The organism is Streptomyces sp. NPDC002886 (assembly GCF_042888445.1).
In the GTDB taxonomy this organism is placed as follows: domain Bacteria; phylum Actinomycetota; class Actinomycetes; order Streptomycetales; family Streptomycetaceae; genus Streptomyces.
In genome coordinates this window covers 76441-83234 of the sequence record NZ_JBIAPV010000018.1, presented here as the reverse complement: position 1 = coordinate 83234, position 6794 = coordinate 76441, and the positions used below count along the sequence as shown (strand labels likewise).

5 protein-coding genes are annotated in these 6794 nt (G+C 65.5%); 2 read left to right on the top strand and 3 right to left on the bottom strand.

What is annotated here, in order from left to right; all coding sequences use genetic code 11:
* Nucleotides 1-463: 463 nt before the first annotated feature.
* Nucleotides 464-727 carry a hypothetical protein gene (locus ACFYYB_RS40980; protein WP_389443621.1) on the bottom strand — a complete coding sequence of 88 codons (264 nt, stop codon included), beginning with the start codon at nucleotides 725-727 and terminating at the stop codon, nucleotides 464-466.
* A gap of 968 nt (nucleotides 728-1695) precedes the next feature.
* Between ACFYYB_RS40980 and ACFYYB_RS40975 the strand changes: the two genes are divergently transcribed.
* Together ACFYYB_RS40975 and ACFYYB_RS40970 are read left to right on the top strand one after the other, a co-directional pair.
* Nucleotides 1696-2118, top strand: coding sequence for a hypothetical protein (locus ACFYYB_RS40975; RefSeq protein WP_389443619.1), 423 nt, complete (start codon nucleotides 1696-1698; stop codon nucleotides 2116-2118).
* A 1423-nt stretch (nucleotides 2119-3541) separates the two neighbouring features.
* Nucleotides 3542-4510, top strand: a complete 969-nt coding sequence (locus ACFYYB_RS40970) for a hypothetical protein (RefSeq protein ID WP_389443617.1) — start codon at nucleotides 3542-3544, stop codon at nucleotides 4508-4510.
* 400 nt (nucleotides 4511-4910) lie between these two features.
* On the opposite strand, the gene ACFYYB_RS40965 is transcribed toward ACFYYB_RS40970, so the two are convergent.
* Both ACFYYB_RS40965 and ACFYYB_RS40960 read right to left on the bottom strand, forming a co-directional pair.
* The gene (locus tag ACFYYB_RS40965; protein WP_389443615.1) at nucleotides 4911-6053 is read right to left on the bottom strand and encodes a caspase family protein; all 1143 of its coding nucleotides are present in this window, start codon (nucleotides 6051-6053) and stop codon (nucleotides 4911-4913) included.
* A complete protein-coding gene (locus ACFYYB_RS40960; RefSeq protein WP_389443613.1) occupies nucleotides 6050-6388 on the bottom strand; it encodes a hypothetical protein in 339 nt (112 codons plus the stop codon). The genes ACFYYB_RS40965 and ACFYYB_RS40960 overlap by 4 nt, the downstream gene beginning before the upstream one ends.
* Nucleotides 6389-6794 lie beyond the last annotated feature (406 nt).

Here is a 6794-nt window from a genome sequence, read left to right as displayed (position 1 = left end):
AGCCATGCCGGCCTTCCGGCCGGAGGTCCGGCGCTTCGCTCCGGACTGGCTCTGGTTCCACTGCGCTCCACCAGAGCAGGCTGGCTTCGCCAGCCTCCGCGCTCCGCGCGGAGCGCGGGAGGTGACCCCGTTTCACGGGGTCCGGGCCTCCGGCCCGTTGGGCGGGTCAGCTCCACTCCCCACCAGGACCAAGCCCGCTACGCGGGCAGCTGGCTGTAGAGCCTCTTCACTGGGGCTCTACAGCCAGGGCATCAGCGCTTCTTCCGGTACAAGCCCCAGGAGAACATGCAGACCAAAGCTACAAACAGCGCCACCGCCAAAACTTTCCCCACCGCTCCGTCAGGCCACGTCGTCCCAGCCAGCTCCATGCCCGAACACCCCCTGTTCGATGAACCTCGCTACGGCTTCTCCTCCATCCAGGCCCTGAGGTCATAGCCTGGATGGAGGAGAAGCCCGGGAAAGATCAGACTTCCTGCGGGTGGCCGCCGTCTCCCCCGACGACCACGCGGTCACTCCCGGCCTCTTCACCACGTTCGGCGATGGTGACATCAACCCGGCCATCACCAGTGGTGTCGAACTGATAGAGATCGGCCTTCCCATCACCAGTGGTGTCGATCATCCAAACGTCGGGCTTCCCGTCACCATTCGCGTCAGCACTGAGCACGACATGATGCTCATCGCCCTGAGTCTCGATCACTTCTTCACCGGTATCCGTTGTGGTGTCCATGACGGCCGGATGCCCCCGAGCAAAGAGACCAAACGAAGCGCAGGCACGCCTGCGCAACCCTCGCTGCGCTCGGGCGGACCCCTTCGGGCCCGCTCTGCGCTTCGCTGCGGACTAGCTTCAAGTTCCGCTGCGCTCCACCCGAAGCGGAGCTGCTTCGCAGCCCCAAGGGCTCCCGCGCTGCGCGCGGGAGGTGACCCCGTTTCACGGGGTCCGGGCCTCCGGCCCATTTGGCGGGTCCGCTTCACTCCCCCGCCCTGGCTTCCGGCTTCGCCTTCAGGTCGGCCGCGGCCGGTTCAGCTCCTTGCCGAAGGGTCTTGGGGTCTCCACGGTTCAGGCGGATAGGAGTCCTTCGACCTGGGATCCGTGGATGCTACAAGTTCGGCCATCCGGAAGAGATTGGCCCAGTAAGCCGGGCTGTCACCCGGCCCCAGGACAGACAAAATCTGATCAAGTTGGGATCCACGCCAGTGCAGGACCCTGTAACGCCACTCGTCGAGCGTGGCGCCATTGCCCAGCCAGGTGTGAACACAGCCAGCTATGTCGGCATCCACCAAGACCAGATCGAAGCCCGCCCTATCCGCACCGGCAAGACCCGGAGGGAAGGGAAGCGCGCGGTGCGCCTCGTACAGTGCAGCCACAACAGCTATCGCATCATCTTTCATCACCTCAAAGACCACCCAGGCCGCGCGAAGGTTGCACAGGCCCGATCAGAAGTTCTCCAAGCCCACAGGCCGGGCTACGGTCGGCCCTTCAGGCCGGGGTCCTGCGCTTCGCTCCGGACCGCCCGGGACCGCTTCGTGCCCCTGCCTACCTGCATGCTTCAAATTTCGGTGGTGGATAAGCTCTGGAATCAAGGGATCGGTGCGGATTGGGTTCAAGTATCTATATAGATACACAGGACCGGCTGTGCGAAGAGGGCGAGGGGGTTGACCGGTTCCGGGCCCCATCTACCAGGCGAGGATGGGCTCATGGCACACCTCATGGTCGTAGCGGTCTCCCCCGCTGACCTTGACCATCTCGACGCCCTGGTCCAGAAGCAGCAGTCCGCCGAGACCCGCTGGCAGGCCGGCGCCGAACAGGACGCGAACCTCCTCGCTCTGTGCGGGCCCCAACTCCGTGCGGCCCGCACGCGGATCCGCGCCGAACGCGACCGCCTACGCGCGACCGGCCGGCACCGCGTCAGCCGGCTCCACGCACTCACTCCCGCGCTCCGCACCGAACTCGAACACCGCGGCCTACTACGGGACTGGGACCCGATCCCCGAAGGCGCCCAGCGGGCAGGACAGACCCTCGGGGGCGCAGGACCCCACTCGGGTACCGAACTCACCGCCAGACTCGTCGTAACCCTCCCAGAGGCCCTCTGGACACCCCTCCAACGCGGGGTCTACTAGACCAACCAACCCCACGTCCAAGCCCTGGAAACCTGGAAAGACGCGTGGCCCACCGGATCCGCCGCACCACCCGAAGCACACACCGAACGCACCCGAATCACAACCCACATCACCACCACCGGACACATCCTCCGCACCGCCCTCCACCACACCCACCACGAATACTGAAGAACAGCACGCCACGGGGGCCCGCCCGCCGTACGGGCGCACCGGGACGCCCGTTGCCGGGGAGGTAAGAATCGCGTCGCGGACGATCCCTTCCGGGCATCGTCGCCCGGAGCTGGTCGGCCCACCGGTCGGTGCCCGCGGCCCTGATGGCCGCCGAGTTCGCCTCGACAGTCCGCCGCACGGTCGAAGCGACCCTGCCGAGCTGGGTCAGGAAGACACTCATGCCGACGCCGGCCTGCTGAAGCAGGGCGAGTTGGCGGGCCATCTGCGACCAGACAGACGCCGAAAGCGCAGTACCAATCTGCACCAAACTGACCAGGCAAAACGTCAAAGACGTCAGCGCGAAATCGGCACCAACTGTCAGTACCAAAACCCAACCCACACACCCGCCGACCAGCGGCAATCCCCCGAAGAACCACTGACACATCAACGCCGAAAAATCACTGACAAATCAATGCACATCATCAGTACCCCAACAACCTACCGCGCAGCGAACGAAGCCCTCCACGTGGACTGGAGAACCTCGGCACCGCACGAGCCCGCAAGACCACCACGACGACGGCCTCGAGCAGCTTCCGGACGGCGGTGAGCGCCGAACCGGGTGGGGAAGTGGGGATCGACTGGGGCAGCCGTTATGGGAAGCGGGACAGATCAGCGGGTACGTGTCCACCACTGGAGGATGGTAACGAGGGCTGGTCCAGTGGCGGCTACGAGAGACAAAGCGGCCTGGCGGACGGCTGCGCGTCGCAGGGAGCGGTCAGCTAGGCCGCATGCATGAGCAGTCCTGGCGGATGTGTCCTGCCGGCGACTGGGCTTCATTGGGTCCTCCGTGGCGGTACGTCTCGGCTGTTGTCGCCGGGGTCGGCGTTGGTACCACTCTTCAGCCGGAGACCGCCAGCTGTCCCAAGTCGCGGGCAGGGCGGGCGCTTGCATGGCTACCCTGCAGGTCACGGCCACGAAGGCGCGGGCATCCGTCTCCTTACCCCGGGAGGGGCGGGCAGTCGGCACATCGACAGGGGCGAGTATGGAACAGTCAGCAGGGCGGACCGTGGGCCCACGGTGTCAGGCGCTGTGGTTCCGGCTGAGAGAACTGCGTGAACGCGCCGAGCAGACGCGCAAAGACGCTGGCCGTTCCAGCTCGCTAAGCAGTCTGGAGAACGTCGTCCGGCAGTCTGGTGTGGCTGGTACAGCGCACTTCAGGGGGCAGCGTGCCAGCGACTGGGCTCCTCCTCACGGCCCCTCAAGGAAGTTCGTCGTGCCACAGGACGGCGATGTAATGCTGGCCGTCATCGCAGCCTGGTCGGCGTGGGCGGGCGAGCCATCGCTGCTCAACGACAACCGGATCAACCTGGCGTGGCTGAAGACGGCAAGGCGGGAGTGGGACGCTCTGCTCACCGCAGCTCAGGATGAACGCGCAACCCCGCAGGGGGACAGGCCGGAGACGCCACCACTCCAGATCGTCCTGCAGCTGACCGCTGTTGGCGGCACTCCGCTGCAACCCGTCGACAGCAGCCCCGTCTCGCAGGAAGCCTGGCTCGAAGAAGAGCAGCGGCAATGCGAGGCGACGCTTCAACCCACGTCGGCGCCGACCTCGTCTTCCGAGGCGGGCATGAAGCTGCAGCCCTCCGATGTAGCCCACCTCCCGGCACCGCGCCTGACCATCGGCGAATTGACGGCACTCATCCAAAGGCACGTCGAGGAGACAGACCCACGTTCGGAGCAGGACTATCGGGCACAGGTACAGCAGTACATCGCCCAGTGTTCGGAGCAACTGGCGACAGCCGTCCGCCGTGCAGCCCAGGCCCGTCTGACACCTGTAAGAGTGCGCCTGACCAATCGAACGAACCTGAACCTGAGAGACGTCGAGCTCCGTCTGTACATCCCTGGCGAAGTCGACGCCTACCGAACCGTCTCGTACGCAAGCAACGAGTCCGTCACCGGCCTGCCAACCCGTCCCACGCCATTCGGATCGGCCCGGCGCAAGTCAATCTTCCAGCAAGCCGTGACGGCCAGCATAGGCATGACCACCACCCCGGGACTCAGCAATTTCCCAGGAGCCAGGTCCTTGTATGTTCCCGACCCGTCCCTGCCCGACATCGTGAATGGCGGATCCGCCACCATCACCTACCAGCTGGGAGACATCCGCCCCCAAGGGCATGCCGATGCCCGCGGCGTCATCATCCTCGCCTCCGCGCCAGCTGCCCCCCTCATCACCGCCACCTAGGCCGCAACCTGCACCAACCACGACACCATCGTCACGGGAACCCTAGACCTCCCAGTGTCCGATAGGGCCCTACACCCCAACGACCTCATCCCCTCATCCGGACAGGGTTAGCCATTCGGCAGTGCGGACGGGGCGCTGCTGCCAGACTGGGTAGTCCGTAGTCTGCCGCTGGGGGGAGTGGGACTGTGGCACAGCAGCGCAAGGGGTACTACCGGGCCCGGCACTATGTACAACCCTCGTTGGTGTCTAGCAGATGGAAGAAGCCGTCTGCCGGCGTGATCGTAGTAGCCGTTCTGCTGGCCATCGCCGGCTGGAACACGCTAGTCGGGAGTGACGCCGAGAATACAAATACGCCCCCTCAACCTCGTCCGTCTGGAGCCACTTCCCCGGCTGGCACGGCTCAGTGACCTCGATCGCGCCATAAGGCGGTAAGCCGTCGCCACGCACTGCCGGGTTCAGCGCTCGCAGGAGCGCGCACGTCGTCGTGCGCTTGTCTTGGTGCGGCTGCGCTGCGGCGAAGTGTCAGCCAGGTTCTGTGCCATTGCTGAATTTGGTCATTGGGAACACCACAAGCGGCCAGGTAGGCGGCTGTTGTGTTCCAGGTGGTTGGAAGCACGTCGCGGTTTACCAGTCTGCTGATAGTGCCGACGGAGATTTGTCCGGCTGAGCGGCGGCTAGCCTCCTCCTGGGTCAGTCCGCTGACTTCCCGCACGGCCCCGAGGTGCGTGAGGAAGCCGGTGACAGTACTGATCGAAGTCGGGTCAGGCCACGGACGGTGATCTGTCTCGCGGCCGGCCGCAACTGGTATGTCGGGAAGATCCGCATGATTACGTCCCAGAGCCACCTGGGCGCCACTGTTGCGGTTCCTGGCCTGTGGAACAGGTAGTGCTCGTGCCTCCAGGGTCACTCGCAGGTGGCGGTAGACAGTCTCCAGGTCGAGCAGTGACGGCCCTCCCGAGATACCGTGGCGCAGCGTGTCGAGAAGGGCGCCGGTGAAGGCTGTGTAGGTGTCACCGACCGGAGCCTTGGCAGGGCTGGTTTCGGCGGAGGCAGCGAGGAGGAAAGTGCCTTCCACCGCTGCCTGGTCGGCCAGGTTCTGGGATGCGCTCATCCTGCCAAGTGCGCGGCCGGCATAGCAGCAGTCCAGGAGGACGACGAACCTCTGTGCTCCGGAGTCCAGAAGGACTTGCCGCAACCAGTCGTAGTTGAGGCTGGTCTCGACCCAGTCAGGCCGCGTGTGTGGCAAAGCCAGGGTGAGGGCATCGTGGGGGTCGATGAGGCCGTGGCCGGCGTAATAGACGATCAGTGTGTCTGTGGCCTCGGCAGCTGCTTGGCGCAGTGGGACGATCGCGGCAGTGGGATCGTGGGGGTTTTCGACGACGGTCACGTGCTCAGCGGGTAAGCGCAGGGACAGCGGGCTGCTCAGAAGGGCGGCGAGGGCGGTCAGGTTGTTCGAGACAGCGGGCAACTGCTCGAGGTGGTCGTAGCGGCTCGTGCCCAGCAGTACCGCACGTGAGGCCCCGGGGTCGGGCAGAACACTCACGCGCGCCGGCCCTCGTCTGCAGCAGCATCCAGTGCTCGGGTCGCTTGTTCGACCTCCTCGGGTGAGCAACCGGTCAGGACGATGATCCTGTCACCTTGGTGGATCTCTATCCGCGGTCGCTGCGGCCGACTCTGCCGCCACGCCACCAGAGCCAGCACAAACGACGCTGCGCTCCACCCGTTTCCCGTTACCAACTGCAGCACATCGAGCGTGGCGCCCATCTCTCCCGGACGGGGAGTGCTTCCCCTCAGGTCGGTCACGGCCGTCCCACGAACAGCCGGATCCAAACGAAGCCAACCCTGCAACGAACGCAGTTCCCCCGTCCGCGATTCCATGTGCACTTCTAACCGCACTCAGGTCTCCCTCCACCGATCCAGGCGCAGCCTTGCTGGCGGCACCCCCGTTCTCCATGGTCGTGCACCGGGCCTGTACCTTGCCTTGGTTCAGGTAAATCGGCGCTCTCTCCATCACCCCTCCCCCCAAAGTCCCCCTGAGCCGCGGGTGCCAGCCCCTGGCTGTCACTCCGCTGAGGCGAAGGCCGGGCGGCGGCCAAGGTGCAACCTCGTCGCTGCCGAGCTGGCCTGGCGCCCTCCCAGACGCTGTAGCGCATCTCCGTACCTGGTGACGGAAGGATCGGCATTCCGAGCGCCCGGCCACTTGGTTCGTGAGAGACCTGCTGTAGCGGCTGGTCCTGGGCGGACGGAGGGTCAAGGTGATCGGGTCGGAACTGGAGAAGCTGCT